This is a genomic window from Micromonospora rifamycinica, assembly GCF_900090265.1.
Lineage (GTDB): Bacteria > Actinomycetota > Actinomycetes > Mycobacteriales > Micromonosporaceae > Micromonospora > Micromonospora rifamycinica.
Genome location: NZ_LT607752.1, coordinates 368041 through 390486, shown reverse-complemented (window position 1 = coordinate 390486; position 22446 = coordinate 368041). Strand labels below are relative to the sequence as shown.

Sequence of the window (22446 nt, the reverse complement as noted above, 5' to 3'; positions counted from 1 at the left end):
CGGCCGGCCCGGGACCGCCCCCGGGCCGGCCGCCACCGGCTAGTGCTGGTGCCCGGCGTGGTCGTGGTCGTCCTCGTCGAGGAACGGGTGCTCGTCGAGCCGGCCCACCAGCCGGTCGTCGGCCGCGGGGGTGAACGGACCCACCGGGTCGTCGTCGCTGAACGACTCCAGGTCGACCGGGGTGCCGACCTCGCTGACCATGACCACGCCGTCCAACGGCTCCAGCTCCGGCACGTCCAGGGCGCCGAGCGAGCCGTCACCGCCCTGCAACAGCTCCAGCACCGCCTCGCCCACCCCCTCGACCGGCGCGGGCTCGTCGCCCTCCGGCGTGCCCTCCCGGCGGGCCACCTCGGCGACCCGCAGCAGCGCCGAGACGCTGGGCACCCGGTAGTCACGGCGCTGCCGCACCGAGATGACCTGTGGGTGCGGGTCGGTGGCCGGGTCACCCTCGCCGGAGCCGAACCGCTCGTCCGCCTCGTCCGGGTCGATCGACTCGACGTCCCAGGGGGTGACCTCGCCGAACGCGTCGAGCAGCTGCTCGTCGTAGGCGAAGGAGGCGTTGTTCAACGCCACGTACGCCTGCCAGACGTCGTCGTCGTCGATCCGCCCCTGGGCGGCCCGTACGGCCGTCAGGTGGGCGCGGGCCGCGTCGATCACGCGCTCCAGGGCGACGTCCAGCTCAGCGTGCTGGTCGGTCATGAGGCAGTCCCTTCGAGGAATGGGGGGTGCGGCACCGGCACCGGTCAGCAGTTGCGGAGGAACCGGTCGAGCACCCGCACGCCGAACTGTAGTCCGTCCACCGGTACCCGCTCGTCGATGCCGTGGAACAACGCCGAGAAGTTGAGGTCCGCCGGCAGCCGCAGCGGGGCGAAACCGAAGCAGCGCATGCCGAGCTGGGCGAACGCCTTGGCGTCGGTGCCACCGGAGAGCATGTACGGCACCGGCCGGGCTCCCGGGTCCTCGGCCCGCAGCGCCGCCGACATCGCCTCGACCAGGTCGCCGTCGAAGGTGGTCTCCAGGGCGGGCTGACGCTGGATGTACTCGATCTCGATGTCCGGGCCGACCAGCTCGCGCAGCTGCCGCTCCAGCATCTCCGACTGGCCGGGCAGGCTGCGGCAGTCGATGGTGGCGGTGGCCCGCCCGGGGATGACGTTGTCCTTGTAGCCGGCGGCCAGCCTGGTCGGGTTGGCGGTGCTGCGGACGGTCGCGCCGATGATGTTGGCGATCGGGCCGAGCTTGGCGATCGCGGTCTCCGGGTCGTCCGGGTCCAGCTCGACGCCGAGCACGTCGGACACCTCGGTCAGGAAGGCCCGTACGGTGGGGGTGACGGTGATCGGGAAGCGGTGCCGGCCGATCCGGGCCACCGCCTCGGCCAGCGCGGTGACCGCGTTGTCGTCGTGGATGAACGAACCGTGCCCGGGCCGGCCCCGGGCGTGCAGCCGCAGCCAGTCCAGGCCCTTCTCGGCGGTCTCGATGAGGTAGAGCCGCTGGGCGTCGCTGATCGAGTACGAGAAGCCGCCGACCTCGCCGATCGCCTCGGTGCAGCCGTCGAAGAGCCCCCGGTGGCGCTGGACGAGGAAGTGCGCGCCGTAGTCGCTGCCCGCCTCCTCGTCGGCGGTGTACGCCAGCACGATGTCCCGGGGTGGGCGGACGCCGGTGCGCTGCCAGTGCCGCACCACCGCCAGCACCATCGCGTCGAAGTCCTTCATGTCGATCGCGCCCCGGCCCCACAGGTAGCCGTCGCGGACCTCCCCGGAGAACGGGTGCACCGACCACTCGTCGGCGTCGGCCGGCACCACGTCCAGGTGGCCGTGCACCAGCAGGGCGTCCCGACCCGGGTCCACACCGGGGATGCGGGCGACCAGGTTGGCCCGGCCCGGCGCGGACTCGTGGATCTCGACGTCCACGCCCACCTCGGTGAGCTTCTCCGCGACGTACTCGGCGGCCCGGCGCTCGCCGGCGCTGGTGGCGTTGTCACCGGTGTTGGTGGTGTCGATGCGCAGCAGGTCACCGCAGAGGTCGACGACCTCGGCGGTGGGGTCGGGCAGGGCTGAGGCGGCGTCGCTCGTCATCGCCTCTTTCTACCAGTCGCCGGCCGCGCCGCGAACCGCCCGACCCGCCCGTTGCCGACCCGCCGGAGCCGCCGGTCCAGGGCCGCGCCGCCCGCCGGCCGACCCCGGACCGGCGGGACCGTCGGCGCGGCCGTCGCGGGTTTGCCGGTCGTCGGGTACGGGTACCGGCGCTGGCGTCCCCGTTCCGCCCGTCGCACCGGCCGGCCACCCGCGCCGGCCCCGCCGAGGAGGGCGTCATGTCCGCCGTACCCCTGCCCCCGCTGCCACCGGCCGCCGACGACGCCTACCGCCCCGGCGGGCGCAGCATGGCCGACCTCGCCGACGCCGAGCATCGGCAGCTCCTCGACCTGGTCGACCAGGTCACCGACGAGAGCCTGGCGGTGCAGCGGCGGCGGGACGTGCTCCAGGTGCTCACCGCCGTGGTGTCGCGGCACCTGTCGGCCGAGGAGCAGTACCTGCTGCCCGCCGCCCGCGCCGCGCTGCCCGCCGCCGCCGACCGGGTGGACCGGGAGGTGACGGCGGACGTGGCGCTGCTCACCGCGCTGAAGGCCCTCGGCGGCCCGGACGACCCGACGCTGGCCGACGTGGCGGCCCGGATCCGGCGGCACGTGCAGGCGGTCGCCGAGCTGATCACCCCGCTGCGCGAGGTGGCCACCGACGCGGAGCTGATCCGGCTGGGCAACCGGTGGGCGATCGCCGAGGAGGCGGCCCCGACCCGACCGCACCCGGGCACCCCGGCCACCCCGCCGTGGAACCGGATCGTCGAACCGGCCGTGGGGGTGGTGGACAAGCTGCGGGACGCGGTGACCGGTCGCCGTACCCAGTTGTCCGACCTCACCCGCCGTTCCGGGCGGTGATCGATCGACCCCTATCCGTCAGGTCTGTCGGCCCGGTTCGGTCCAGACCCTTCCGTCTATCGACGTGTGGCCATACCGTCACCCTATGAACCTGGAGCTGCGCCACCTGCGGGTGGTCTGCGCGATCGCCGAGACGGGCAGCGTGACGAAAGCCGCGTCCGCCCTCGGCCTGGCCCAGCCGGCCCTGACCGCCCAGCTTCAGCGCATCGAGCGGACGCTGGGCGGCCCGCTGTTCGAACGGGACCGGCGGGGTGCCCGCCCCACCGCCCTGGGCGAGCTGGTGCTGTCCCGGGCCCGGGTGCTGCTGCCGGCGATGAAGGGCCTCCAGGACGAGGCGGCCCGACTGGCCGGGGCCGACGACGCCCTCGGCCGGTACCGCTTCGGCGGGGTGAACAGCCCGATCCTGGGTCGGCTGGTGCACCGGCTCGCCGCCGAACAGCCGCACGCGCAGATCACCACCTACGCGTCCTGGTCGGCCGACGAACTGGCCGCCCTGGTCGCCGGCGGCCGGCTCGACTTCGCGCTGACCGGCATCTGCGGCGACGCCACCCCGCCGGCGGAGTTCGGCCTGTCCTGGCGGGAGGTGGCCGTCGACCCGGTGCTGGTGCTGCTGCCGGCCGCCCACCCGATGGCCGACCGCGACGAGGTCGGCCTGGGCGACCTGCGGCACGAGCAGTGGGTCGCCGCGCCGGGTGACGGCTGCTTCGGCGACTGCTTCGCCGCCGCGTGCGCCCGCGCCGGCTTCACCCCCCGCAAGGTGTACGAGACCGACGTCCGTGGCTGCATGGACCTGGTCGACGCCGGCGAGGCGGTGGCCCTGTGCCAGGCCACCTTCCGCCCGGTCGCCGGCCTGGTGACGCGCCGGTTGGCCGGTACCCCGCTGCGGTGGCGGCTGCTGCTCGGCTGGCACCCGGAGTCCCCGGCGGCCCGGGTCGCCGATCCCGTCCTGGAGGACGCGGTGGCCGCGTACACCGACTCGTTGGCCGCCCACCCCGACTACCTGGCCTGGTTGCTGCGACATCCCGAGTTCGGCGCGCGGGACGGCGGTGCGGCCCGCGCGACCGGACGGGTGCGAACGGCGTGACGACGGGTATCAGCCCTGCATGACCGATCTCTATCCGGCCGCCGACCAGCGGGAGCTGCTGCGTCGGGCGGCCAGCGCGCACACCGCCGCCGCCCGGGACGTCGAGGCGTTCCTGCGCCGGCTGCCCGAGGTGCCCGACCCGGCCGACATCACCGAGTACGCGACGCTGCTCAGCCGGGAGGAGCAGACCCGCGCCGAGCGGCAGGACGCCGCCGACGCCGCCGGCCTGCAGCTGCCCAGCCTGGAATCCGAGTAGCCGACCGGCTTACCGGGCACCCGGGACGACTCCCGGGTGCCCCGCCGTCCCACCGGCGGACCGCCGGCCCGGCCTCCCCGCCCGCCCGGGACCGCCCGGCGGTCCGGGATGACCCGGGCGGACCGGGACGGCCGTCGACCGGGCGGGTCAGCGTTCGACGAGGACGTCGTGGCCCAGGTCGAGCAGGGCGTGCCGCCACTCGTCGTCGGCGTTGCCGCCGCCGGGCCGCTCGTCCACCAACGACCGGATCCGGTCGATCGCCGCCCGCATCACCGCGACGTCGGCCGGGGTGATGTCGACCTTGCGCTTACGCAGCACCGCCAGGATCTGCCGGCCGGGCTCGGGCAGGTCGAGATCCGGGTCGGGGCCGAACGCCTCCTCCCCGGACCCCCTGGTCAGCAGCCACTGCCGCAGTTGCTCGGAGGGGACGTTCACCTCGGCGTGGAAATCCTCCCAGAGCACCTCGACCTCGGGGTCGAGTCGCTGTTCGCGTGCCATCACGCCTCCTCTTCCGGTGGCCCGGGCGGTGCCGGGTTCCCGTCGTCGGTCCACTGCTTCAGGCCCTCCGGCGGCACCTGGACCCGGGCCGGGTTCGCCGTCGGGGCGGCCGGGATCGGTGCGGTCCGTTCGGCGTTCTCCTCGGTCTCCTCGGGTTCGGTCATCTCCGCCCTCCGGTCATCGGGGATGCGAGGTGGTGGCGGGGGCGTGGTCGCGGTCGCCGGCCGACACGTCGAAGGTGAGCTGCCCGTCCCGGGCGTCGACGGTGACCTTCTGCCCCGGGGAGAGCTGGTTCTCCAGCAGCATCCGGGAGAGCCGGTTGTCCACCTCGCGCTGGATCACCCGCCGCAGCGGGCGGGCTCCGAACTCCGGCTGGTAGCCGTGCTCGGCCAGCCAGTCCGTGCCGGTCGACGTGACCTCGACCCGGATGTCCTGGGCGTGCAGCCGGCGGCGGGTCTCCTCCAGCAGCAGCCCGGTGATCTGGCGGAGCTGCTCGGCCTCCAGCCGCTGGAAGATGATCGTCTCGTCGATCCGGTTGAGGAACTCCGGGCGGAAGTTCTCCTGGAGCCGACGTGTCAGCCGTTCCCGCAGCTCGTCGGCCTCCTGCTGGTCGCCCTGCGCGCCGACGCCGAAGCCGACGGTCCGCTGGGCTCCGGTGATCAGCTCCGAACCCAGGTTGCTCGTCATGATCAGCACGGTGTTCTTGAAGTTGACCGTGCGGCCCTGGCTGTCGGTGAGCCGGCCGTCGTCGAGCACCTGGAGCAGGATGTTGAACACGTCCGGGTGGGCCTTCTCGATCTCGTCGAGCAGTACCACGGCGTACGGGCGGCGGCGGACCGCCTCGGTGAGCTGGCCGGCCTCCTCGTAGCCGACGTAGCCGGGGGGCGCACCGACCAGCCGGGCCACGGTGTGCCGTTCCTGGAACTCGCTCATGTCCACCCGGACCATCCGGTCGGCCTCGCCGAAGAGCGCCTCGGCCAGCGCCCGGGCCAGTTCGGTCTTGCCGACGCCGGTGGGGCCGAGGAAGAGGAAGCTGCCCATCGGCCGGTTCGGGTCGGCCAGCCCGGCGCGCGACCGGCGGACCGCCTCGGCGATGGCGCTGACCGCGTCGTCCTGGCCGATCACCTTCTGGTGCAGGTGCCCCTCCAGCCGCAGCAGCCGGTCCCGCTCCTCCTCGGTGAGCTGGCTGACCGGGATGCCGGTGGACCGGGAGACCACCTCGGCGATCTCCTTCGTGTCGACCGAGGGCACCTGATTGTCCCCGCCGTCGCCCCGGGCCCGCCCGATCTGCGCCTCCAGCTCGGCGAGCCGGTCCCGCAGCGCGGACGCCTTCTCGTACTGCTCGTCGGCGACCGCCTGCTCCTTGTCCCGGCGGACGTCCTCCAGTTGCTGTTCCAGTTCCCGGACGTCCGAGGCGGGGGTCCGGGTGCGCAGCCGCACCCGCGCGCCGGCCTGGTCGATCAGGTCGATCGCCTTGTCCGGCAGGAACCGGTCGGTGACGTACCGGTCGGAGAGTTCGGCGGCGGCGACCAGCGCCTCGTCGGTGAACCGGACCTGGTGGTGGGCCTCGTACCGGTCCCGCAGGCCGCGCAGGATGGCCACCGTGTCCTCGACGTCGGGCTCGGGCACCAGCACCGGCTGGAACCGGCGCGCGAGGGCGGCGTCCTTCTCGATGCTGCGCCGGTACTCGTCCAGCGTGGTCGCCCCGATCACCCGCAGCTCGCCCCGGGCCAGCGCCGGCTTGAGCATGTTGGACGCGTCCATCCCGCCCTCGCTGCCGGCCCCGCCCGCGCCGACCAGGGTGTGGATCTCGTCCAGGAAGATGATGAGCTCGTCCCGGTGCGCCCGGATCTCGTCGATCACCTTCTTCAGCCGCTCCTCGAAGTCGCCCCGGTAGCGGGTGCCGGCGACCAGACCGGCCAGGTCGAGCTGGACGACCCGCTTGCCGAGCAGGGTCTGCGGCACGTCGCCGTCGCAGATCCGCTCGGCCAGGCCCTCCACGATGGCGGTCTTGCCGACGCCGGCCTCCCCGATGAGCACCGGGTTGTTCTTGGTCCGCCGGGACAGGATCTCGACCGCCTGCTCGATCTCGTCGGCGCGGCCGATCACCGGGTCGATCTGGTCGTTGCGGGCCAGGTCGGTGAGGTCCTGGCCGTACTGGTCGAGGGTGGGGGTGCCGCGGTCGGGTTTCGGGCCGGTCATCGGGCCGCGTTCCGCCCCGGCCGCCTGGAGCGACTCGGGCTGGATCCGGCCGGCGGCGAGCATCCGACCGGCCGGGGACTCGGGGTTGAGCGGCAGGGCCATCAGGATGTGTTCGGGTCCGATGTAGTTCGCGCCCATCGCCCGGGAGAGCTGGTGCGCGTCGAGCAGTGCCCGTTTGGCGGCCGGGGTGAGCGACAGGTTCGGCGGTACCTCGCCGCGCGGAGCGCCGTCGCCGCGTCCGCCGAGCGCGTTGACCAGGGCGTCCGGGTCGGCGCCGGCGCGGCGGACCAGGTCCCGCAGCGGGTCGCGCTGCAACGCCGCCCAGAGCAGGTGGTCGGTGTCCAGGTCGGTGCTGTGCTTCTGGGCGGCCCGCCGGGCGGCGTCGGCCAGCATCTCCCGGGCGTCGGCGGTCATCAGGCGGGTGATGTCGACCCGGTGCGCCGGGCGGCGTCCGCCCTCGCCCCGGCCGAAGTACCGGGCCAGGAACTCGTCCCACGGGTCGGAGCCGAAGTCCCCGGGTCCTAGCATGGCTGTCCTCCGCTCCTTGGGCCGCGGCAGGGTCGCCGGCGGCGACACCCGGGCGCGACACGATCGCCGGTGGCTACCCGACGGTCGCCCCGACAAACGCCCCGAGGTGGCAGGCTGGGCGGATGGAATCCCACCCGCTGCTGATCGTCGACGGTGCGAACGTGGTCGGCTCCCGGCCGGACGGCTGGTGGCACGACCGGGCCGGGGCGGCGGCCCGGCTGCGCGACCGGTTGGTCCCGGTGGCCGACGTGGGCGTGCCCCCGGAGCTGCCCGCGCCCGTCGAGGTGGTGCTGGTGGTCGAGGGCGCGGCCCGGGACGTGCCGGGGGTCGCCGGGGTACGCACCGTCGCGGCGCCGGGCTCGGGCGACGACACGATCGTCGACCTGGTGCGGGACGCGCCGGACCGGCGGCGGCTGGTGGTGACGGCCGACCGGGAGCTGCGCGGGCGGGTGGGCGCGCTGGGCGCCGAGGTGTACGGCCCCCGCTGGCTGCCCGGCTGAGCCCGGTCGAGCGCCCCCGGCACGGGGTCTCCCGGCCGGCCCGCCGACCGGAGGGCAGTCTCCCCGACGGGACCAGCTGTCTTTTTGACGGGACGCCCCCGGAGACTTCGCGCACGTCAGGGCGGTGACCGGACACCCGGGCCGCGACACCGACAGGGCGGATGTTCTCTCCCCGTCAGGTATACGTTGTAATGGAGATCTCCCCGCCCCCAGGAGGTCATCGTGGCGAGCGTCGCCGAACTGAAGGCCGCGATCGACATCGCCCTTCAACAGATCGGTGACGGACAGACAGCCGTACAGGCCGCCGGGGAGAAGCTCTCCGAAGCACAGCAGACCCTCGCCGGGGCGTTGGAGGGCAGCGGGCACGAGACCGTCGAGGCGGCTCAGGCGTCACTCACCCAGGCCGGCCAGGAGCTGGAGGAATGTCTCGCCGCGACGCTCGTCGCGGTGGAACAGGCGCAGCTCTACGTGTCGTCGCTGTAGCGGGCCGCCGTGTCGATCGTCGAGGACGTCGGAGCCCAGGTACGGGCCGCCGCCGAGGAGTTCCCGCTCGCCCAGCTCGCCCTGGCGCTGGAGAAGTTCGGCCAGGCCACCGAGCGGCTGCGCTGGGTACGCCAGGAGTCGGCCAACCCGATGGGGGTGCCGGAACTCGCCGCCGCCACCGAGCACGCCGAGTCGGCCGGGCACGCGCTGCGGGTCGCCCAGGAACAGCTCACCGGCTACCTGGCCGCGATCGGGCTGGCCCCCGACGGCCCACCCCCGCCCCGGGCGACCGGCCCCGCGCCGAGGCACGACGGGCCGCGCGGCGACGCCGCCCCGCCGCCGGCCGCCCCGCCACCGGCCACCGAGGAGGACCCCACGGTCAAGCGCTGGTGGGCGGTCCGGGTGGCCGAGCTGACCGGTGGCCGGGAGGGTCCGCCGGAGCAGCCCGACGAGCGGGTCGCCGACTCGCGGGAGCTGCTGCGCCGGGTGGTCACCGGCATCCGCTCCGGCGACCGGGACCGGCTGCACCGGGAGCTGCGCGCCGCCCACGCCGACGTCGGCCTCGGCCTCGCCGCCATCGCCCCGCCGCTGCTGCGGGACCTCGCCGGCGATCTGCTCGGGCATCCGCCCCGCGCCGACGACCTGCCCCGGCTGCGCCGGGAACTCGACGGCCGGGTCCGCGACCTGCTGCCCGGCCTGCCACCGCCGGTACTGGAAACGCTGCTCACCCGGGTCTGCCGGATGCCCCCGCCGCGTCGGGGCGAGGGGGACGGCGAACAGCCGCACGCCGCCGATCCCGCCGTCACCGCGGGGGTGCTGACCGGCGTGCTGCTGGACCGGCTCGGCCGCGACCTGCCCCGCGACGAGCCCGACCCGTCGCGGCAGCAGCCCGGGCGGGCAGCGGAACCCGACCGGTCCCGGCCGCGTCCGCCGGCCGAACGTCACCCCGAGCCGCGCCCACCGCGTCGGCCGGAGCCGGCCCCGCAACGCCGGCCCGCGCCGGCCCCGCCGCCGGGAGCGGGTCCGCCTCCCGGATTCCCCGCGCCGGGCCGCAGGAGTCCGTGGGCGGACGGCAGGCCCCATGGCTGACCTGCGTGCCCAGCTGGCGGCGCGGGTGCGGGGGATGCTCTCCGAGGCGCTCGGTGTCACCCGTGCCCGGCTCGCCTCGGCCGAGTCGGAGCTGACCGTCGCCCGGGACCGGCTGACCCGGGTCCGGCGGGCCGCCGCGACGGTGCCGCAGCGGGTGGGCGCCGAACGCGACCGACGGCTCGCCGAGATCGACCGGCGGCACGCCGCGCGGCTCGCCGCGCTGGCCCACCGGGCCACCGAGGCGGCCCACCGGGAGGCCCCCGGCGCGGCCTCCGCCGCCTGGTCGCAGTGGCGGCCCACCCCGGCCGGACGCGGCGAGACCCCCGGTCCACTGCGGATCGGCACCCTGCGGGTGCCCGGCGCGGAACCCGTCCCGGCGCTGGTGCCGCTGCTCGACACCGGCCACGTGCAGCTGCACGGCGACGACCGGGAGGGCGCCGACGCGGTGGTGTCGGCACTGCTGCTGCGCGGGGTCGGCCGGGCCGACCCGGGAGCCGTCCGGCTCTACGGCTACGACCCCGAGCACCTCGGCGGCGGGCTGGCCGGCTTCGCCCCGCTCGGCACCGCCGGGCTGCTCACCTTCGTCGGTCCGGGCGGCCTGGCCCGCCTCCTCGACGACCTGGTGGAGCAGATCCGCCGGATCAACGAGACGGTCCTCGCGGGCGAGTACGGCTCCCTGCGCGCCCTGGCCGTGGCGACCGGCCGACGACCCGAACCGTGGCGGGTGGCGGTGCTGCTCGGGGGCGACGAGCTGTCCCGGCACGAACGCGGCCAGCTCGACCGGGTGGTCCGCACCGGGGTGGCCTGCGGGGTGCACCTGGTGGTCCGGGGCATCGACCTGCCGGACGACCCGAGCCTCACCCGGATCGTCGCCGGGCCGGGCGAGGCCCGCATCGGCACCCCGCCCGGCCCCCCGGTACGCCTCGACCCGCCGCCACCGGCCGCCCTGGTCACCGAGACCTGCCGGGAGGTCGCCGCCCGGGTCAACGCCGGCCCGCCCCCGACCCCCTTCACCGACCTGCTCCCACCGCCGGAGCAGATGTGGAAGGAGGACTCGGCGCACGGGCTGACCGCGCCGATCGGCGAGGGGCCGCACGGTCGTCCGGTGCTGCTGAACCTCGGCGACTACCCCCCGCACGCCCTGATCGGCGGGCCGTCGGGGACCGGCAAGACCAACCTCATCTTCGCCTGGATCGGCGCGCTGGCCGCCCGCTACTCCCCCGCCGAGCTGGAGTTCTATCTGCTCGACTTCAAGGAGGGGGTGTCCTTCGCCCGGTTCGCCCAGGGCCGCCGCGACCCGAGCTGGCTGCCGCACATGCGGCTGGTCGGGATCAACGTGAACACCGACCGGGAGTTCGGGCTGGCCCTGCTGCGCTTCCTCGCCGAGGAGCTGCGCCGCCGGGCCGACGCGGCCAAGAAGCACGAGGTCACCAAGCTGGCCGAGCTGCGGGCGGTGGATCCGACCGGGCACTGGCCCCGGATCGTCGCGGTGGTCGACGAGTTCCAGGCGCTGCTCGCCGGCCGGGACGTGGTCGCCCGGGAGGCCGCCGACCTGCTGGAGGACCTGGCCCGCCGGGGCCGCTCGCAGGGCATCCATCTGGTGCTCGCCTCGCAGGACGTCCGGGGCATCGAGGCGCTGTGGGGGCGGCCCGCCCTGGTGGCCCAGTTCACCCTGCGGATCGCGCTGCCCAAGGCGCTGCGCATCCTCGCCGAACGCAACGACGCCGCGCAGGCGCTGCCCCGGCACCACGCGGTGGTCAACGCCGAGTCGGGGATGACCGAGGGCAACCAGGTGGCCCGGATCCCGTCGGCCAGCGACTGGGAGACCTGGAGCGAGCTGCAGCACCGGTTGTGGCGGATGCGGCCCGCCGACGCCGCCCCGGCACGCCTCTTCGACGGCGACGCGATCCCCCGGCTCGCCGAGGCCCCCGACTTCCGGGCGCTCACCCCGCCCGGGGACGACCTCCCGCCGCGCGGGCCGGTCGCCGTACTCGGGGAGATCATCGACGTGCAGTCCCGGTCGGCGGCGCTGCGGCTGCCCCGGGCGCCCGGGCGCAACCTCGCGGTCCTGGGAACCCGGGTCGACGAGGCGTGCGCGGTGCTCGACGCCGCCGCCCGTTCGCTGGCCCGGCAGCACCGCCCCGGCAGCGCCCGGTTCTCCATCGCCTGTCTCGACCCGGACGCCGACCCGGCGGCCCGCGCCCTCTACGAGAACCTCGCCGACGACGCCGCCTGGTACGACGAGGAGACCGTCGCCGAGCTGATGGCCGAGACGGCGACCGCGCTGACCCGACCGGGCACCCCGTCCACCCCGCACTACCTGCTGCTGTTCGCCGTGGACGCGGCGGCCGGGGCGCTGGCCACCGGTTCGCCCGGAGCCACCGGCCTGGACCGGTTGCGCCGGATCCTGCACGACGGGCCGGAGCGGCGTACCCATGTGCTGGCCTGGTGGCGGGGGGTGGCCCGGATGCGGGCGGACCTGGGCGGGCCGGCCGCCCGGACCGACCAGATCGGCGCCTGGGTGGCCCTGGACGTGCAGGGCGGCGAGCTGGGCTCGGCGCTCTACCCCGGCTCCGGCGGCCCGGACTGGTACCCGCGTCCGTGGCGCGGGCTGTTCTTCGACCGGGCGGTGCACCGCACCGGACAGGTGATCATCCCCTATGGTCCGTCCCGATGAACGAACCGGTCGCCAGTGACACCTACGCCGCCCACGTCCGCCGGCTCGCCGAGCTGACCGGTCGGGTGGCCACCCAGCGGGCCGAGGCGCAGGCCTGGCACGACCAGCAGTGCGTCGCCGCCGAGCGGGCCGTGCAGCAGGCGGTCACCCAGCTCCACGACGCCGAGCAGGAGGTGACCGACGCCCGGTCGATGCTGGAACGGGTCGACACCGAGGTCGGTCATCTCTGGGCCGAGCTGCGGTCCCGGTTGGGCACCCGTCGGCTCGGCGACCCACCGGGGCCGGCGCGGGACGTCACCGGCGACCCGGTGCCGCTGCTGCACGGGGTACGCGAACTGCTCGACCGCACCGGCCAGCGCGGTGAGCTGCCGGGGTCGGTGAACCCGCTGCTCGCCCTCTGCGGGGTGGCCGGGGCGGTCGTCGCGTACGCCCTCGGGGCCGCCGCCCGCGCGGTCGGCCAACGGTACGGCGGTGACCTGGCGGTGGGGATGCCGGTGCTGGCACTGGTGGTCACGCTGCTCGGCCCGGTGGCCGGGCTGGCACCGGCGAAACGGCTGGCCGACCGGCGGCACGCCCTGCTCGGCCCCCGCCCGCTGGCGATCGTCCTGGCCGCCGGGGTGCTGACCACGGTGCTGCTGCTGGTGTCGACCCGCTGAGGCGTCCCGGCGCGGCGACCCGTGCCGGGACGGCCCGGCTCACGCCGGGACGGCGACCGCCTCCCGCAGCAGCCGGCGGGCCAGCACCAGCCGGTCGGCGTCGTCGTCGAGGCCGGGCAGCTCCCCCACCCGGACGCCGGTGCCGGTGAGCACCGCCCGCAGGGCCGGCGCGCACTGGGCGGGCAGGGTGAGGGTGCGGTCGGTCAACCGCAGCGCCACCCGGCCGTCGGCGGTGGGGGTGAGCTGCCACCGCAGGCCGTCGCGGGGGGCGATCGTGCTGTCCGCCGTGAGCATGTCGAGCGCGGCGGCCTGGGCGAGCGGCCGGATCGGGGCCGGTCGGGCGGCCGGCCAGGCCCGGTCCCGCAGCCGGGCCGCGACCACGGCCGGATCGGCCGACAGCAGCCAGTCGCGCAGCGCCTCCACCGTCTCGGCGAGCTCCGGCTCGATGGCGTCCGGGTCGGCGACGTCGGTGCCGAAGGGCAGCCCGGCCCGCAGCCGGGGATCCTCGGCGGCCAACGCCAGCAGCTCCTCGACCACGGCGTACCGGGTCAACGCGCGGATGCCGACGGTCAGGTGCAGCGAGCGGGACTCCTGGGCCTGGGCGCTGTGCAGCCAGCCACGCGGCAGGTAGAGCGCGTCGCCCGGTTCGAGGACCACGTCGAGCGCGGCCGGCCCGTCGGCGGTGGCGGACACCTCGTCGGCCCGGCCGCCCCAGGGCTGCCTCTCCAGCGGGTCGGTGAGCACCGGCGGGTGGATCCGCCAGTGCTTGCGGCCGTCGACCTGGAGCACGAAGACGTCATGGGTGTCGTAGTGGGTGGCGAAACCCTGACTACCCGGCGGGGTCAGGTAGGCGTTGACCTGCAACGGCTGGGTCAGGGCGGCGCCCAGGTCCCGGGTGAAGTCGATCAGGGCGGGCCAGAGCCGGTGCAGCCCCTGGAGCACCAGCGTCGCCCCGGCGGCGTACAGCTCCAGGATGCGCTCGTCGCGGACCTGGTCGCCGATCTCCGCCCCCGCCCCGCCGCCGCCGGTGAACCGGGCCGCCGGCACCAACTGGCCGTCCTTGGCCACCCGCAGGAACGGGGTACGCAGACCGCGCCGGCTGAGCAACTCGTCCGCGTCCTCGGGGCTGAGCAGGTCGGTGAACCCGTCGGCGTTGGGCAGTTCGGCGGCCCGTGACAGCAGCGGCGCGCGGCCCCAGTGGGCGGCGGCGAACTTCTCCGGTTCGAGGCTCACGCAGCGGGCCAGGGCCGACGCCGCAGCCGGCGGGACCGCCGGGCGACCGTGGCCGCCCGGCGGGTCGATGATCGCCATGGTGTCGGTCAGCGGGCGCTGCCGTCGGCGCCGCCGTCGTGCTGACCCGGGGTCGCCCCGCCATCGGCCGGACCCTCCGCGCTGCCGTCCGCGCCACCGTCGTGCTGACCCGGGGTCGCCCCGCCGTCCGCCGGACCCTCCGCGCTGCCGTCCGCGCCACCGTCGTGCTGACCCGGGGTCGCCCCGCCGTCCGCCGGACCCTCCGCGCTGCCGTCCGCGCCACCGTCGTGCTGACCCGAGGTCGCCCCGCCATCGGCCGGACCCTCGACGCCGCCGCCGCTGGTGGTCTGAATGTCGTCGTCGTTCAGTGCCATGGGTGCTCCCTCGGATGTGCTGCCCCGCCGTGGGGCGGGGTCTGTCGTGTGCGGTTGGTACCCCCGACACGATCTTCTCTAACCCCACCGTAGTCGGCCCGTCCGACACACGGACCCGGATCGTCGGGACGGGTGGGCACGGTTCCGGTCAGGGAATCAGCTGTTGCAGGTCCCGCGGCATGCCGGACTTGACGTCCTGCCATTCACCCTGGGTGACGTGCCGGCGCAGGGTGTCCAGCACCACCTGGGCCACCCGCTGCGGGCCGCCCTCCACGTCGTAGGGGAAGCCCTGGCGGATCTCGTAGAGGAAGTCGTCCCGGTTCAGCTTGACCGGCACGTTCTCGGGCTGCCAGCCGTCGAAGTAGATGCCCCGCACCAGCATCGGCAGCTGCGCGGCGAACTCCGCGCACTCCGTCACGGTCATCCGGTCCCGCAGCAGGTGCAGCACCGTCCGCAGGGCCGCGTACGACTGGTTGCGCTGTGCCCGGGGCCAGCCGTACGCCTGCTCGATGTCCTTGAGGATCAGGTTGGTCTTGTCCACCGAGGACTCGACCGCCGAGATCAGCTGCTCTGCCACCGCGGTCACCCCCCGGCCTTCGGATCGCCGTCCCACCGCCGGTCCTCGGCGCGTCGGGGCGGCCCCGACGGTCCCCGCCCCTGCCGGGCCGGGCTGCCGGGGCGGCCGGGCCGCTCCGGTCGACGACTGTCCCCGCCCGTACCGACGACGTGCAGCACCGCGCCGCGCCGCGGATCCGCCACCACCCGTACCGCCATCTCGGTCACCCCCGTGCCTGTCCTCGGTGTCCGGCCGGAGGACCCGGCCGGCGTCTGTCCCGGCCCGGACGACCCGGCCGGCGTCTGTTCCGGCCGGACGGTCCGACCGGCACCACCCATGCTGTGCTCCGGCAGGGTGAGCCGTCCTCACCCTGCCGGGGTGAACCGGCAGGCGACCGGTGTCGGACTCGGGCGGGATGCGGTGCCGGTCCCGGTCCCACCCATGGGACGGCCGGCACCGGTTCGGGGCGGTCCGGTGCCGGCGGGCAGCGACCGGCTCAGGCGGCCCGCCGCTCCCGGTGCTGCTTGCAGGCCACGCAGGAGGTGGCCGCGGGGAAGATCTCCAGCCGCTCCACCGGGATCGGCGACGTGCAGCCCTCGCAGAAGCCGTAGGTCCCCTCGTCCAACCGGGTCAGCGCGTGCTCGAACTGGGCCCGACGGTCGAGGATGGCACGCAGCAGGGACTGCGCGGTGTCCCGCTCGGCGGTCTTGGTGCCGCTGTCGGCCTGGTCGTCGCCGGCGGTGTCGCCAACCTCCACCAGCCGCAGCACCTGGCTCTGCGCGACCGTGTGCTCGTACTCGGCGGAAAGCTCGTCGTAGCGGGTCCGCAGGGCGATCCGGATCCGGTCGGCCTCCGCCTCGGTACGTGCGGTGCCGACACTGTCGTGGACGAGCATCGCTGCCTGCCTTTCCTTAGGCCGGGCGCGCGGGGACCAGCCCCGGACGCGGACGGCACGGCGAGATCATCCGTGCCCTGTGAGCCGGGCGATTACCCAACGTCGCAGCCCGGTAAACCATCGGTTCATCCGAGCAGTTCACCGGGGCCGTCGCGGTGCACCAGAGCCGGGTGGCGGGGGTCGTCGGCCCGGACCACCACGTCGGCGAAGGAGGCCGGGGCGACCTCGTCGGCGTACCGGGCGAAGGCCGGCAGGGTCCACCGCTGCGCCGGGTCGGTGCGGCGGGCCAGCGCGCCCGGAGAGAGATGCAGGTGCACGGAGACGTCGAAGGGCAGTCCCCCGCCGAGCAGCAGCGCACCGCTGACCAGCAGCACCGTGCCCGGCAGCAGGTCCTGGTAGGCCGCCCGGCTGGCCCGGTCGGTCCCGGTGTCCCAGAGGGAGGGCAGTACCCGGCCGCTGCCGCCGGGGCCGGCGGGGTCGAGCACCTCCCGGCGTAGCCCGGCCTCGTCCGTCCACCCCTCGTAGTAGGCGTCCGGGTTGGTCCGGCCGAACTCGAAGCGGACGGAGGCGGGCCTGAGGAAGTCCCCGGCGCGCAGGTGCAGCGCCGGGTGGCCATCGGCGCGCAGCGGGTCGACCAGGGCTTCGGCGAGCCGGTCGGGGGCGGCGGCGGGTGCCCCGTCGACGGCGACCCGCAGGTGGGCGGGGCAGCGGGTCGCGGCGTTACGGAGCCGTTCGGTCAGCTCGGCGACGAGCCGGTCGGGCGAGATCGGGCGGACACGCATCCGACCATGGTGCCCCGCCGGACGGCGGCCGGTCCGGGTGCCCCGGTCGGCCGGGCCCGACGCCCCGGGTCAGCCGGTGCGGTCGACGGTGACCCGGGCCTCGTCGGCGAGCCGGTAGCCCACCCCGTAGACCGTGGTCACCAACGGGACGTCCACGCCGACCTTGCCGCGTAGCCGGCGGACGTGCACGTCCACCGTGCGTACCCCGGCGTGCTCGTACCCCCAGACCGCGTTGAGTAGTTGCAGCCGAGTGAACACCCGCCGGGGGTGGGCCACCAGATGGAGCAGCAGGTCGAACTCCAGCCGGGTCAGCGGCAGCGGTTCGCCGTCACGCAGCACCGAACGGGACGAGGCCAGGATGTGCAGCATCGGGATGGTGGCCGCGAGGGCGCGGGCCGGGGGCCGCCCGGTAGGGGCCTGGTCGGGCCGCCGTTCGGCGGGAACGCCGGTGGTGGTGATGGTGCCCTCGCCACGTTCCAGCATCTCCCGGGCCGCCTCCAGCAGCCGGCGGGCCGGCGCGGTGAGCGACTCCTCGCTGGCCAGCGGGATGGACAGGGTGACAGTGAGGACGGGCGTGGTGGCGTGGGCGGGACGCCGCTGGCCGCCGGGGGGTCGACCGGGAACCGAGGGCTGGGACGTATGCCATCCGGCGCGCGAGGATGCAGGGCTGACCGACATGGTCCTCCTTGGGGCTGGTCCGGAATCTCCCCACGGCCCGGGACGCCGCTGCATCGATGCTTCCCGGCCCCTGGACGGGGGTCAAGGGGCGACCGCGTTGCATGAATGTGACAATCGACGAACAGTTAGCAGCCGGTCCCTCGCTCTGCGTACGAGCCAGATGATTACAGCAGAAGCGCCGAACTGCCCGGATACGGGGGTGCCCGCCCGGTCCACGACGGCCGACACGACGCGACGCACCCGCTCGGACGAGTCGGGTGCGTCGCGTCGGCGCGTGCGATGGTCAGTGAAACCGCTCGACCCGCACCCTCGCGTCGTCGGCGAGCCGGTAACCCACCCCGTACACGGTGGTCACCAGGGGTGCGTCCGCCCCGAGCTTGGCGCGCAGCCGGCGCACGTGCACGTCCACGGTGCGGACGACGGCGTGCTCGTACCCCCAGACGCTGGCGAGCAGTTGGAGCCGGGTGAAGACCCGGTGCGGGTGCTCGGCGAGGAAGAGCAGCAGGTCGAACTCGATGCGGGTGAGCGGGATCTCCCGGTCGCCGTGGCGGACCACCCGGGTGCCGGCCAGAATCCGCAGGGTCTCGCCGTCGGCCGGGGCCGGCTCTCCGCCGGTCGGCGTCGGGCGCGGAGCCGGCACCGACGACAGCAGACGCGGCGCGGCCGGCTCGCTGAACCGGACCACCCCCTCCCCCGTCTCGGCCAGCTCGCCGAGCAGGTCGACCAGGCGGGCCAGCCGGGGCGTCAGCGGCCCGGCGGCCAGGTCGAGGGTGATGGTCAGCGACGGCGTGGACCGGGGCCGGCCCGGCGCCACCCGGTCGGGGCGGCCCGGCGGATGCGGACGCGCGGTGAGGGTGACGAGGGACATGGGAGCCTCCTGTGTACGGTGCGTCCGCCAGGCCCGGTGGGGCGCGACGGTCAGTGCGGCGTCCGGCCGGCGGTCACCGGCGGCGCGAGGGGCGGGGTGTGGTGCGACAGCGCCGGACCCAGGGCGGGCAGGCCGGCGAGCCGCCAGGCGACGAAGCCGCCGACCACGTCGGTGGCCCGGTGCAGGCCGATGTCCTGCAGGGCGGCGGCGGCCAGTGACGAGGTGTAACCCTCCTGGCAGATCACCAGCACCGGCAGGTCGTAGTCGACCGCCTCGGTCAACCGGGCCGGACAGCGTGGGTCGAGCCGCCACTCCAGGACGTTGCGTTCGATCGCCCGCGCGCCCGGCACGGTGCCGTGGGCGGCGCGCTGGGCCGCCGGTCGGATGTCGACCATCAGCGCCCCGCCCCGGTGGGCCAGGTGCGCCTGCTCGGGATCGAGCCGGCGCAGCCGGGTCCGGGCCTCGGCGAGGATCTCGTCGATGCCGCGCGACCCCGGGGGCGGGGCCGGACAGCTCTCGGTGGGGATGGTGTGCAACGGCATCGTCGCGGTCCTTCCAGGGGCGAGCCGACGGGTGGGGGGAACGGGAACGGGCGGGGTCACCAGGAGATGCCGGCCCGGTCGATCTCGGCGGCCCGGAGTCGGCCGTCGACGAGGTGGTAACGGGTCATGTGCCGCAGCGCCGGCAGGTAGACGTGCACGCTGACCGCGGGCTGGTCACCCCGGTTGCTCACCTGGTGCACGTGGCGGGGGCCGAACCGGCGGCCGGCACCGGCGGCGAGGCGGTGCGGGCGCAGCCGGCCACCGGAGACGGTCTGCTCGGTCAACTCGCCGGCCACCACCAGGAAGGCACCGGAGGAACCGCCGTGGTCGTGCAGGTCGGTGCCCTGGCCGGGCAGCCAGCTCAGCGCCCAGACCTCGTGCTCGCCGGTCGAGGCGAGCAGGGCGTACCAGCGCTCGGCGCGGTCGAATCGCAGCGGCACCGACCAGGTGGTCGGGTCGGCGTACCGGCCGGCGACGGTGAGCAGGTCGGTGGTGCGGATGCTGGTCATGGTTACTCCCGTGTGACGCGTCTCCGGACACTCTAAACGTCAAAGCCTATAGGTTTAGTAGGTAATACCGGATGGTGGGAAACATGCTGCGTCCACGACGAGTCCCCATCGCGGCCGGCACGGTCGGTCCGCGCCGCCCACCCGCACCCCGACCTCTAGGCTGGACCGGTGACCGAGGATCTCGACGCCGAGACACTGGCCTTCGCCCACCGGATGTTCGACCTGGCCCGCGCGGGCGAGGCCGGGGAACTCGGCGACCACGTGGATGCCGGGCTGCCGGTGAACATGACCAACGCCAAGGGCGACACCCTGCTCATCCTGGCCGCCTACCACGCCCGCCCGGAGACCGTCGCGGCGTTGCTGGCCCGGGGCGCGGACCACCGCCGGGTCAACGACCGGGGGCAGACCGCGCTCGCCGCGGCGGTCTTCCGACGCGACACCGAGGCGGTACGGGCGCTGCTCGACGCCGGCGCCGACCCCGACCACGGCACCCCGTCCGCGGTGGAGACGGCCCGCTTCTTCGACCTGCCGGACATGCTCACCCTGCTCGCCCGCGACTGACCCGCCACCGGCCCGGAGCGGTCACCCCGTCGGGCGTGACCCGTCGCCGGCCCCGCCGCCCCGGACGGGCTACCCGGGGCCGCTCAGGCCGACCCGACGTCCCCCGGGGCCGGTCGGACCGCCTCGATCAGGAAACGTCGGGAACGGGCGACGAACGCGCCCTCGGCCCGGATCCGCGCGTGCAGCCGTTCGAGCTGCGGACGGTACCGGTCCACGTCGAAGTCCGGCACGGTCCAGACCACCTTGCGCAGGAACCAGACCACCGCGCCGACGTCGTGGAACACCGCCCGCAGGGTGGCCCGCTCCAGGCGTACCACGTCGAGGCCGGCGGTCCGGGCGGCGGCGACCGCCTGGGCGGTGTGCCGGGTGGCCGGCGGCGGCAACGGCCCCAGCACCGCCTCGCTCAGCTCCCGCATGGTGCCCGCGCCGATCTGCTGGGACAGGTAGCGTCCCCCGGGCCGCAGCACCCGGGCGATCTCCGCCCAGTCGGTGTCCACCGGGTGCCGGCTGGTCACCAGGTCGAAGCCGGCGTCCCGGAAGGGCAGCCGGGAGCGGGGGGCGACCTGGACCACCCGGCCGCCGACCCGACGCAACGTCCGCCGGGCGACCGCGACGTTCGGCGGCCACGCCTCGGTGGCGAGCAGCAGCGGCGGCGGCTGCGGTACCTCGGCGAGCACCTCGCCCCCACCGGTGTCGATGTCCAACGCCGCGGCGACCGTCGCCATCCGGTCGGCGACCTGGCGGGCATAGCCCCACGGTGGACGTTCCTCGGTGGCCCGGCCGTCCAGCCAGTCGAACCCCCAGCCGTCCACCGGGGCGGCCGTCGCCTCGGCGATCAACTCGGCACAGCTCCGCTCGACCATCCGCCCACCCTGCGGCACCGGGGCGCCGCCGGCAACCCGATTGGCCACCGGCGGTGCGCCACCCCGGCGGTCAGGGGGTGGAGCGGAGGATCTCCACGGTGGAGCCGGCGGGCACGCCGTCGAGGGTCTCGAAGCCGGTGGGCTCCCGGTGGCCGGAGTCGAACTGGCGCATCAGCCGAGCGCCGAGCCCGACGCCGACCGCGCCGACGGCCAGCGCGACCAGCTCGGTCACCAGCAGCATCCCGGTCGCGCCGCGCTGCGGGGCGTCCGCGCGGATCAGGCAGGCCAGCAGGAAGAGCGCAGCCATGCCCGCGTTGACCATGTTGAACATGACCATGGTACGGCGGTGCGGCCCCGGCCGGACGTCCCACAGGTCGATCATGCCGGCCGCCCCGGCGAGCCCGGCGGCCACCAGGGCGGCGATCGCCGTCCAGTAGCCGACCTCACCGAGGAAGACCGGGCCACCCGCCACATCGGCGAGATCGAAGACGGTGGCGCTGACGAAGAGCCCGAAGGGGAACGTCACCAGCATCGGTTGGATGGGATGCCCCTGCACCCTCAGGCGGCTCTCCATCGGTTCCTCCCCAGGATCGGCTCAGCTCACCGGTCCAGGGTGCTACCCGAGGCCCCGCCCGGCGAAACGGCCGCGCCAGGATTCGCGGGGCCGGGAAGAAACGACACCCGCCCGCCGGACGCCATCCGACCGCCCGGCCCGACCGCCGGACGTCATCCGAAGACCGGACCACACCGGCCGCCGGACGCCGCCCGCGAGCGGTGGAGGACTCACGACTCGCGGGGACGCGAGACGGTGGTGACCAGCCGCTCCGCCACCTCCCGCAGCGGGATGTCCAGCGAGGACGCCGCGCTGCGCAGCACGTGCAGCGCCTCGGGGGCCGGGCAGCCGCGCTGCGTCATGATCACCCCGACGGCCTGGCCGACCACGTTCTCCCCGAGCAGCGCGCCGTCGCGTTCACCAGCCCGCTCGGCCCGCCGGGCCCGGTCCCGGACGGCGGCCAGCAGCAGCCCGGCGTGCTCGGCCAGCAGCATCGCGGTGAGCTGCTGCCGGGTGCCCAGCAGGGCGGCCCGGTCGGCGTACAGGTTGATCGAACCGATCGCCTGCTCGTCGACGTCCACCGGGGCGGAGATCACCCCGCGGACGCCGAGCCGGCGGGCGCTGTCGGTCCACGCCGGCCACCGGTCCTCGGTGGTGAGGTCCGCCGCGATGGTCATCTCCCGGCGACGGATCGCGTTCATCGCCGGTGACTCCCCGCCGTGCCCCAGGTCGTCCAGCTCGGCCAGCCGCGGATCGGAGGCGGCGACCCCGGCGGGTTCCCCGGCCAGCAAGGCGGTGAACCCGCACCAGGCCACGCCCGGCACGGCGTCGGCGGTGATCCGGACCAGCTCGGCCAGTGCCGCGTCGAAGTCGTCGACCGCGATCAGCCCCGCGGTCAACTCCCGTAACAGGGCGGCCGTCTCCAGCACCCCGAGCGTGTCACTCGTCAGCTCCCGCATGTCCAGCCTCACCGAACCACGGGCTCCGTTGCGCACCTGCCGCCCGCCACCGACGTCGTTGCCTGCGTCATCGTCGTGATCTCTCTTCCGAGTCGTGAGCCCCGGGCTACTACCCTGCCGAAACCGGATCGAAACCGCGTAAAGGTACCCCTC

The 22446-nt window shown here is 75.1% G+C and carries 27 protein-coding genes; 9 read left to right on the top strand and 18 right to left on the bottom strand.

The annotated features are described in order from the left end of the window. Positions 1 to 39: 39 nt before the first annotated feature. Together GA0070623_RS01560 and GA0070623_RS01555 are read right to left on the bottom strand one after the other, a co-directional pair. Positions 40 to 699: a hypothetical protein gene (locus GA0070623_RS01560; RefSeq protein ID WP_067305496.1), complete on the bottom strand. Its 660-nt coding sequence runs from the start codon at positions 697 to 699 to the stop codon at positions 40 to 42. Between the two features lie 44 nt (positions 700 to 743). Continuing rightward, on the bottom strand, positions 744 to 2072 hold the full coding sequence (locus tag GA0070623_RS01555) for a M20/M25/M40 family metallo-hydrolase (RefSeq protein ID WP_067305493.1): 1329 nt from the start codon (positions 2070 to 2072) through the stop codon (positions 744 to 746). A 236-nt stretch (positions 2073 to 2308) separates the two neighbouring features. Here GA0070623_RS01555 and GA0070623_RS01550 point away from each other — a divergent pair, with 236 nt between their 5' ends. The 3 genes from GA0070623_RS01550 (at position 2309) to GA0070623_RS01540 (ending at position 4269) form a co-directional block, all read left to right on the top strand. Next, positions 2309 to 2929: a hemerythrin domain-containing protein gene (locus GA0070623_RS01550; protein WP_067305490.1), complete on the top strand. Its 621-nt coding sequence runs from the start codon at positions 2309 to 2311 to the stop codon at positions 2927 to 2929. An 85-nt stretch (positions 2930 to 3014) separates the two neighbouring features. Further along, on the top strand, positions 3015 to 4013 hold the full coding sequence (locus GA0070623_RS01545; RefSeq protein WP_067305487.1) for a LysR family transcriptional regulator: 999 nt from the start codon (positions 3015 to 3017) through the stop codon (positions 4011 to 4013). 19 nt (positions 4014 to 4032) lie between these two features. After that, positions 4033 to 4269: a hypothetical protein gene (locus tag GA0070623_RS01540; RefSeq protein ID WP_067305483.1), complete on the top strand. Its 237-nt coding sequence runs from the start codon at positions 4033 to 4035 to the stop codon at positions 4267 to 4269. Between the two features lie 147 nt (positions 4270 to 4416). Here the strand turns inward: GA0070623_RS01540 and GA0070623_RS01535 are convergent, their stop codons facing one another. The 3 genes from GA0070623_RS01535 to GA0070623_RS01530 are packed head-to-tail and all read right to left on the bottom strand — an operon-like array spanning position 4417 to position 7497. Beyond that, positions 4417 to 4767 carry a DUF3140 domain-containing protein gene (locus GA0070623_RS01535; RefSeq protein ID WP_067305479.1) on the bottom strand — a complete coding sequence of 117 codons (351 nt, stop codon included), beginning with the start codon at positions 4765 to 4767 and terminating at the stop codon, positions 4417 to 4419. After that, complete coding sequence (locus GA0070623_RS30275; protein WP_172898358.1) at positions 4767 to 4931, bottom strand: hypothetical protein; 165 nt, start codon at positions 4929 to 4931, stop codon at positions 4767 to 4769. Before GA0070623_RS30275 ends, GA0070623_RS01535 begins: the two co-directional genes overlap by 1 nt. A gap of 13 nt (positions 4932 to 4944) precedes the next feature. Then, positions 4945 to 7497 carry an ATP-dependent Clp protease ATP-binding subunit gene (locus tag GA0070623_RS01530; RefSeq protein ID WP_067305475.1) on the bottom strand — a complete coding sequence of 851 codons (2553 nt, stop codon included), beginning with the start codon at positions 7495 to 7497 and terminating at the stop codon, positions 4945 to 4947. Positions 7498 to 7619: 122 nt separating this feature from the next. Here GA0070623_RS01530 and GA0070623_RS01525 point away from each other — a divergent pair, with 122 nt between their 5' ends. The 5 genes from GA0070623_RS01525 (at position 7620) to GA0070623_RS01505 (ending at position 12902) form a co-directional block, all read left to right on the top strand. Next, positions 7620 to 7997, top strand: a complete 378-nt coding sequence (locus GA0070623_RS01525) for a PIN domain-containing protein (protein WP_067305471.1) — start codon at positions 7620 to 7622, stop codon at positions 7995 to 7997. Between the two features lie 222 nt (positions 7998 to 8219). Beyond that, a complete protein-coding gene (locus GA0070623_RS01520) occupies positions 8220 to 8480 on the top strand; it encodes a hypothetical protein (protein WP_067305468.1) in 261 nt (86 codons plus the stop codon). 9 nt (positions 8481 to 8489) lie between these two features. Further along, positions 8490 to 9569: a hypothetical protein gene (locus GA0070623_RS01515; protein WP_231932618.1), complete on the top strand. Its 1080-nt coding sequence runs from the start codon at positions 8490 to 8492 to the stop codon at positions 9567 to 9569. Next, the gene (locus tag GA0070623_RS01510; RefSeq protein ID WP_067305465.1) at positions 9562 to 12246 is read left to right on the top strand and encodes an FtsK/SpoIIIE domain-containing protein; all 2685 of its coding nucleotides are present in this window, start codon (positions 9562 to 9564) and stop codon (positions 12244 to 12246) included. The genes GA0070623_RS01515 and GA0070623_RS01510 overlap by 8 nt, the downstream gene beginning before the upstream one ends. Then, complete coding sequence (locus GA0070623_RS01505; protein ID WP_067305462.1) at positions 12243 to 12902, top strand: hypothetical protein; 660 nt, start codon at positions 12243 to 12245, stop codon at positions 12900 to 12902. Before GA0070623_RS01510 ends, GA0070623_RS01505 begins: the two co-directional genes overlap by 4 nt. A gap of 39 nt (positions 12903 to 12941) precedes the next feature. On the opposite strand, the gene GA0070623_RS01500 is transcribed toward GA0070623_RS01505, so the two are convergent. The 10 genes from GA0070623_RS01500 to GA0070623_RS01455 form a co-directional block, all read right to left on the bottom strand. Then, positions 12942 to 14213, bottom strand: coding sequence for a cupin domain-containing protein (locus tag GA0070623_RS01500; protein WP_067305459.1), 1272 nt, complete (start codon positions 14211 to 14213; stop codon positions 12942 to 12944). A gap of 8 nt (positions 14214 to 14221) precedes the next feature. Further along, positions 14222 to 14527 (bottom strand): hypothetical protein, encoded by a 306-nt coding sequence (locus GA0070623_RS01495; RefSeq protein WP_089003861.1) that lies wholly within the window; start codon positions 14525 to 14527, stop codon positions 14222 to 14224. A gap of 148 nt (positions 14528 to 14675) precedes the next feature. Continuing rightward, positions 14676 to 15104 (bottom strand): DUF2267 domain-containing protein, encoded by a 429-nt coding sequence (locus tag GA0070623_RS01490; RefSeq protein ID WP_067314401.1) that lies wholly within the window; start codon positions 15102 to 15104, stop codon positions 14676 to 14678. A 5-nt stretch (positions 15105 to 15109) separates the two neighbouring features. Continuing rightward, complete coding sequence (locus GA0070623_RS01485) at positions 15110 to 15301, bottom strand: hypothetical protein (protein ID WP_067314404.1); 192 nt, start codon at positions 15299 to 15301, stop codon at positions 15110 to 15112. Positions 15302 to 15579: 278 nt separating this feature from the next. Continuing rightward, complete coding sequence (locus tag GA0070623_RS01480; protein ID WP_067314378.1) at positions 15580 to 15978, bottom strand: TraR/DksA family transcriptional regulator; 399 nt, start codon at positions 15976 to 15978, stop codon at positions 15580 to 15582. A gap of 125 nt (positions 15979 to 16103) precedes the next feature. After that, a complete protein-coding gene (locus GA0070623_RS01475; RefSeq protein ID WP_067314381.1) occupies positions 16104 to 16760 on the bottom strand; it encodes a nucleoside/nucleotide kinase family protein in 657 nt (218 codons plus the stop codon). 69 nt (positions 16761 to 16829) lie between these two features. Next, entirely contained in the window at positions 16830 to 17438 is a 609-nt protein-coding gene (locus GA0070623_RS01470; protein WP_067314385.1) for a winged helix-turn-helix domain-containing protein, read from the bottom strand. Between the two features lie 283 nt (positions 17439 to 17721). Next, entirely contained in the window at positions 17722 to 18219 is a 498-nt protein-coding gene (locus GA0070623_RS01465) for a winged helix-turn-helix domain-containing protein (protein WP_269458983.1), read from the bottom strand. A 137-nt stretch (positions 18220 to 18356) separates the two neighbouring features. Next, entirely contained in the window at positions 18357 to 18848 is a 492-nt protein-coding gene (locus tag GA0070623_RS01460; protein ID WP_067314390.1) for a rhodanese-like domain-containing protein, read from the bottom strand. 56 nt (positions 18849 to 18904) lie between these two features. Continuing rightward, positions 18905 to 19357, bottom strand: a complete 453-nt coding sequence (locus GA0070623_RS01455) for a cysteine dioxygenase (protein WP_067314392.1) — start codon at positions 19355 to 19357, stop codon at positions 18905 to 18907. 213 nt (positions 19358 to 19570) lie between these two features. On the opposite strand from GA0070623_RS01455, the gene GA0070623_RS01450 reads away from it, so the two are divergent. Then, positions 19571 to 19918: an ankyrin repeat domain-containing protein gene (locus GA0070623_RS01450; RefSeq protein WP_407937983.1), complete on the top strand. Its 348-nt coding sequence runs from the start codon at positions 19571 to 19573 to the stop codon at positions 19916 to 19918. Positions 19919 to 20001: 83 nt separating this feature from the next. Here the strand turns inward: GA0070623_RS01450 and GA0070623_RS01445 are convergent, their stop codons facing one another. From GA0070623_RS01445 to GA0070623_RS01435, 3 genes are all read right to left on the bottom strand, one after another. Then, positions 20002 to 20781, bottom strand: coding sequence for a class I SAM-dependent methyltransferase (locus GA0070623_RS01445; RefSeq protein ID WP_067314396.1), 780 nt, complete (start codon positions 20779 to 20781; stop codon positions 20002 to 20004). A gap of 70 nt (positions 20782 to 20851) precedes the next feature. Then, positions 20852 to 21313 (bottom strand): DUF2231 domain-containing protein, encoded by a 462-nt coding sequence (locus tag GA0070623_RS01440; RefSeq protein WP_231932617.1) that lies wholly within the window; start codon positions 21311 to 21313, stop codon positions 20852 to 20854. A 251-nt stretch (positions 21314 to 21564) separates the two neighbouring features. Next, a complete protein-coding gene (locus GA0070623_RS01435) occupies positions 21565 to 22305 on the bottom strand; it encodes a GAF and ANTAR domain-containing protein (RefSeq protein WP_067314407.1) in 741 nt (246 codons plus the stop codon). Between the last annotated feature and the right edge of the window lie 141 nt (positions 22306 to 22446).

What these genes read in the sequence shown, in the direction of transcription:
- GA0070623_RS01470 (WP_067314385.1), bottom strand. Translation starts at nt 17,438, where the DNA reads ATGTCGGTCAGCCCTGCATCCTCGCGCGCCGGATGGCATACGTCCCAG.
- GA0070623_RS01480 (WP_067314378.1), bottom strand. Translation starts at nt 15,978, where the DNA reads ATGCTCGTCCACGACAGTGTCGGCACCGCACGTACCGAGGCGGAGGCC.
- GA0070623_RS01555 (WP_067305493.1), bottom strand. Translation starts at nt 2,072, where the DNA reads ATGACGAGCGACGCCGCCTCAGCCCTGCCCGACCCCACCGCCGAGGTC.
- GA0070623_RS01510 (WP_067305465.1), top strand. Translation starts at nt 9,562, where the DNA reads ATGGCTGACCTGCGTGCCCAGCTGGCGGCGCGGGTGCGGGGGATGCTC.
- GA0070623_RS01495 (WP_089003861.1), bottom strand. Translation starts at nt 14,527, where the DNA reads ATGGCACTGAACGACGACGACATTCAGACCACCAGCGGCGGCGGCGTC.
- GA0070623_RS01550 (WP_067305490.1), top strand. Translation starts at nt 2,309, where the DNA reads ATGTCCGCCGTACCCCTGCCCCCGCTGCCACCGGCCGCCGACGACGCC.
- GA0070623_RS01440 (WP_231932617.1), bottom strand. Translation starts at nt 21,313, where the DNA reads ATGCTGGTGACGTTCCCCTTCGGGCTCTTCGTCAGCGCCACCGTCTTC.
- GA0070623_RS01560 (WP_067305496.1), bottom strand. Translation starts at nt 699, where the DNA reads ATGACCGACCAGCACGCTGAGCTGGACGTCGCCCTGGAGCGCGTGATC.
- GA0070623_RS01525 (WP_067305471.1), top strand. Translation starts at nt 7,620, where the DNA reads ATGGAATCCCACCCGCTGCTGATCGTCGACGGTGCGAACGTGGTCGGC.
- GA0070623_RS01500 (WP_067305459.1), bottom strand. Translation starts at nt 14,213, where the DNA reads ATGGCGATCATCGACCCGCCGGGCGGCCACGGTCGCCCGGCGGTCCCG.
- GA0070623_RS01455 (WP_067314392.1), bottom strand. Translation starts at nt 19,357, where the DNA reads ATGACCAGCATCCGCACCACCGACCTGCTCACCGTCGCCGGCCGGTAC.
- GA0070623_RS30275 (WP_172898358.1), bottom strand. Translation starts at nt 4,931, where the DNA reads ATGACCGAACCCGAGGAGACCGAGGAGAACGCCGAACGGACCGCACCG.
- GA0070623_RS01450 (WP_407937983.1), top strand. Translation starts at nt 19,571, where the DNA reads ATGTTCGACCTGGCCCGCGCGGGCGAGGCCGGGGAACTCGGCGACCAC.
- GA0070623_RS01535 (WP_067305479.1), bottom strand. Translation starts at nt 4,767, where the DNA reads ATGGCACGCGAACAGCGACTCGACCCCGAGGTCGAGGTGCTCTGGGAG.
- GA0070623_RS01445 (WP_067314396.1), bottom strand. Translation starts at nt 20,781, where the DNA reads ATGGTCGAGCGGAGCTGTGCCGAGTTGATCGCCGAGGCGACGGCCGCC.
- GA0070623_RS01475 (WP_067314381.1), bottom strand. Translation starts at nt 16,760, where the DNA reads ATGCGTGTCCGCCCGATCTCGCCCGACCGGCTCGTCGCCGAGCTGACC.
- GA0070623_RS01505 (WP_067305462.1), top strand. Translation starts at nt 12,243, where the DNA reads ATGAACGAACCGGTCGCCAGTGACACCTACGCCGCCCACGTCCGCCGG.
- GA0070623_RS01530 (WP_067305475.1), bottom strand. Translation starts at nt 7,497, where the DNA reads ATGCTAGGACCCGGGGACTTCGGCTCCGACCCGTGGGACGAGTTCCTG.
- GA0070623_RS01540 (WP_067305483.1), top strand. Translation starts at nt 4,033, where the DNA reads ATGACCGATCTCTATCCGGCCGCCGACCAGCGGGAGCTGCTGCGTCGG.
- GA0070623_RS01545 (WP_067305487.1), top strand. Translation starts at nt 3,015, where the DNA reads ATGAACCTGGAGCTGCGCCACCTGCGGGTGGTCTGCGCGATCGCCGAG.
- GA0070623_RS01485 (WP_067314404.1), bottom strand. Translation starts at nt 15,301, where the DNA reads ATGGCGGTACGGGTGGTGGCGGATCCGCGGCGCGGCGCGGTGCTGCAC.
- GA0070623_RS01460 (WP_067314390.1), bottom strand. Translation starts at nt 18,848, where the DNA reads ATGCCGTTGCACACCATCCCCACCGAGAGCTGTCCGGCCCCGCCCCCG.